Annotated in this window: 3 protein-coding genes; 2 read left to right on the top strand and 1 reads right to left on the bottom strand. The window is 77.5% G+C overall.

What is annotated here, in order from left to right; all coding sequences use genetic code 11:
- A partial coding sequence (locus GTW08_RS19470) for a TM0106 family RecB-like putative nuclease (protein ID WP_161152339.1) occupies positions 1-800 on the top strand: 800 nt, incomplete at its 5' end.
- 39 nt (positions 801-839) lie between these two features.
- On the top strand, positions 840-2,648 hold the full coding sequence (locus GTW08_RS19465; RefSeq protein WP_073573753.1) for a gamma-glutamyltransferase family protein: 1,809 nt from the start codon (positions 840-842) through the stop codon (positions 2,646-2,648).
- Positions 2,649-2,717: 69 nt separating this feature from the next.
- On the opposite strand, the gene GTW08_RS19460 is transcribed toward GTW08_RS19465, so the two are convergent.
- A partial coding sequence (locus GTW08_RS19460; RefSeq protein ID WP_161152338.1) for an MSCRAMM family protein occupies positions 2,718-3,712 on the bottom strand: 995 nt, incomplete at its 5' end.

Below are 3,712 nucleotides of genomic sequence, written 5' to 3'. Positions count from 1 at the left end.
CGCTGGACCCGGCGGACCCGCCCGCCGAGCTGACCGGCCCCCTGCCCGGGCCGCCGTTCACCGACCTCGTGGCGCTGGCCCGTGCGCGCCGCCGGGGACTCGCCGTCGCCCGCCGGGTGCCGCGGGTGCCGGTCACTCGCGCCGACGTCGAGGTCGACGTCGACATGGAGAGCTTCGGCGAGTCCGGGGCCTACCTGTGGGGTGCGCTGCTGACGCTGCCCGGCGGTGCGCGTGACGGGGACCCGGAGCCCGGCTACCGGGCGTTCGCGACCTGGGACCCGCTGCCCACCCGCGACGAGGGGCGCTCGTTCGGGGAGTTCTGGACGTGGTTCGCGGGCCTGCGCGCCGCCACGCTCGCGTCCGGGCGCACGTTCGCCGCCTACTGCTACAACGAGCAGGCCGAGAACCGCTGGATGATCGCCTCGGCGCAGCGGTTCGCCGGGATGCCCGGGGTACCGACCGAGGCCGAGGTGCGCGCGTTCGTCGCGGACCCGTGCTGGGTGGACCTCTACGGCGTGGTCTCCACCTGGTTCCTGTGCTCGCAGGGCAAGGGGCTGAAGAAGATCGCTCCCGCCGCCGGGTTCTCCTGGCGGGACCCGGAGGCGGGTGGGGAGAACTCCATGCGCTGGTACCGCGACGCCGTCGCGCTCGACGGCGGCGAGCCCGACCCGGTCCAGCGGGAGCGGCTGCTGGGCTACAACACCGACGACGTGCTGGCCACCCACGCGCTGCGCGAGTGGATGTCCTCGGACCGGGTGCTGGAGGTCCCGCTGGTGAGCGAGCTGCGCGACCTCGCCTGAGGTCCGCGGGTCACACGCGGGCGTGTGAGGATCCGGGTCGTGGCACCTAGAGGACACGACCGGATCGGGCCGCACGGCGCGGTCAGCAGCACCCACCATCTCGGCACCGCCGCCGCGGCCACGGTGCTGGCGCGGGGCGGGAACGCCTTCGACGCCGCCGTCGCCTGCGGGTTCGTGCTGCAGGTGGTCGAGCCGCACCTGTGCGGGCCGGGAGGTGAGCTGCCCGCCGTGTTCGTCACCGCGGCCGACCCCGTCCCGCGGGTGCTGTGCGCCCAGGGCGTGGCACCGGCCGCCGCGACGGCCGACCGGCTGCGCGACCTGGGCCTCACGATCGTCCCCGGCACCGGCCTGCTCCCGGCGACGGTCCCCGGGGCCTGGGAGGGCTGGCTGACCCTGCTCCGCGATCACGGCACCTGGGAGCTCGCCGATGTCCTCGCACCGGCGCTCGGCTACGCCGCGGGCGGGTTCCCGCTGGTCCCGCGGGTGCCCGCGGCCATCGGCACGGTCGCCGACCACTTCCGCACGCACTGGCCGTCGTCGGCGGCGACCTGGCTGCCTGACGGTCGGGTCCCCGCCGCGGGCGAGCTGGTGCGGCTGCCCGTGCTGGCCGCGACCTGGCGCCGGCTGCTCGACGAGGCCGTCGGCCCGAGCCGGGAGGCGCGGATCGACGCCGCCCGCGACGCCTGGTACCGCGGGTTCGTCGCCGAGGAGATCGGCCGGTTCGCCGCGACCCCGGTCCGGGACGAGACCGGGCGCGACCACACCGGCCTGCTCACCGCCGACGACCTGGCCGGCTGGTCGGCGCACTACGAGGACGCGCTCGTCGCCGACGCCGGGACCGGCTGGTCGGTCGCGAAGTGCGGCCCGTGGTCGCAGGGACCGGTCCTGCTGCAGCAGCTGCGGCTGCTGGCGGGCCTGGACCTGGAGCTGCCCGGCGGTGTCGCGACCCTCGACACGGTGCACGCCGCCGCCGAGGCCGCGAAGCTCGCCTTCGCCGACCGGGAGGCCTGGTACGGCGACGGCGCGACCCCCGACCTGCTCGCCGACCTGCTCTCCGACGCCTATACCGACGACCGGCGGGGCCTGATCGGCCCGGCCTCGGACGGCGGGCTGCGACCCGGCGCGCCGGGCGGACGCACGCCGCGGATCGGGGACTACGCGGCGACCCCGGGCGCCGGGCGCGGCTCCGGGACGGAGGGGCCGGGCACCGGCGAGCCGACGGTGTCGCGGGACGGCGTCGCCCGCGGGGACACGGTGCACGTCGACGTCGTCGACGCCGCCGGGAACATGATCTCGGTGACGCCGTCGGGGGGCTGGCTGCAGTCGTCACCGACGATCCCGGCGCTGGGCTTCTGCCTCGGCACCCGCGGCCAGATGTTCTGGCTGGAGGAGGGGCTCGCGAGCACGCTGGCGCCCGGGCGGATGCCGCGCACGACGCTGTCGCCGTCGCTGGCGCTGCGCGACGGCGAGCCCGCGCTCGCCTTCGGGACGCCCGGTGGGGACCAGCAGGACCAGTGGCAGCTCGCCTTCCTGCTCGCACTGATGCACGGCGGGCTGGACCTGCAGGCCGCGATCGACGCGCCGACCTGGCACTCGACGGCGTTCCCCGCGTCCTTCGCGCCGCGCGGCTGGGAGCCGCACGGGCTCGTCGTCGAGTCGCGGCTCGGGGCCGGCACCCTCGCCGGTCTGACCCGTCGCGGGCACGTCGTGGAGGACGCGGGTGCCTGGGCCCTGGGCCGGATGTGCGCGGTCGGGACCGGGGTCGCCGTCCCGGGCGGCGGCGGGCGGGGGACGCTGCACGCCGCGGTCGACCCGCGGTCGGGGGTGGGCGCGGCGATCGCGCTGTAGACGCCGAACGCCCCGGCCCTCCCGTGACGGGGGAGCCGGGGCGTTCCACGTGGAACACGGACGGGTGGGTCAGCGGTGCGCCTCGCCCCGCAGACCCTGCTCGCCCTCCCGGACGTGCCGGCCGTTCTGCAGCCCGTTGCCGTCGACCGTCGGGGACGGGGCGCCGTTCCTGGACGCCTGCCCGTCGAGCGGGAGCGGGAACTCCACGTCGGAGTGGGTCACCCGGCCCGGCTCGAGGGCGACCACGTTCGCGACCGGGGCGTAGCCGCTGGTCGCGAGGGTGTAGCTGCCCGCGGGCAGGCCCTCGAACGCGAAGGTCCCGTCCGGGCCGGACAGCCGCGACCCGACGACGGCGCCCTCGGCGTCGATCAGCGTGGCCAGTGCGTGCGCCACCGGGTGCCCGTCGGGCGCCGCGGTGACCCGGCCGGTGAGCCGGGAGCGCTGCGGCAGCCGCAGGTCCTGGACCGCCGTGCCGGAGCCGGGCACCTCGACGCCGACCGCCACCGGGTCGACGCCCTCGCCGGCGGCGGTGAGCGTGTAGCGCCCGGCCGGGACGCCGTCGAGCGCCCAGCGGCCGCCCTCACCGGATCGGCCTGCCGCGGCGACGTCGCCGCCGTGGTCGATCAGCGAGACGGTGACCCCGGGCAGCGGGGTGCCCGCGGCGTCGAGCACGGTGCCGCGGATGCCGCTGCTGACCGACAGCCGCACGTCGTGGCGGACCGGCTCGGTGCCGACCGAGACGGTCGCGGCGTGCGGCGGCAGCGTCGACGAGGCCGCGACGACCAGGAAGCGTCCGGGCTGGTCGACGGCGATGCGGTAGTGGCCGTCGTCGTCGGTCGTGGTGCGACCGACCTGGTCGCCGGACAGCCGGGTGACGGTGACGACCGCCCCGGGGACCGGCGCGCCGGCGCCGCCCTGGACCCGTCCGGTGACGGCCGGGCCGTCGCCGCCCGTGGAGTGCAGGTGGTCCAGGCCCGCGGCCGCGGCGGCGTCACCGACGGTGCCGTTGTGCGGACGCGGCTGGGGCTTCGGCCGGGGCGCCGGGTGCGGCGGCTCCTGCCGGG

The sequence above is a fragment of the Pseudonocardia sp. SID8383 genome (assembly GCF_009864975.1).
Taxonomy (GTDB): Bacteria; Actinomycetota; Actinomycetes; order Mycobacteriales; family Pseudonocardiaceae; genus Pseudonocardia; species Pseudonocardia alni.
Note: the sequence above shows the minus strand (reverse complement) of the source record. Positions and strands in the feature narration are given on the sequence as shown.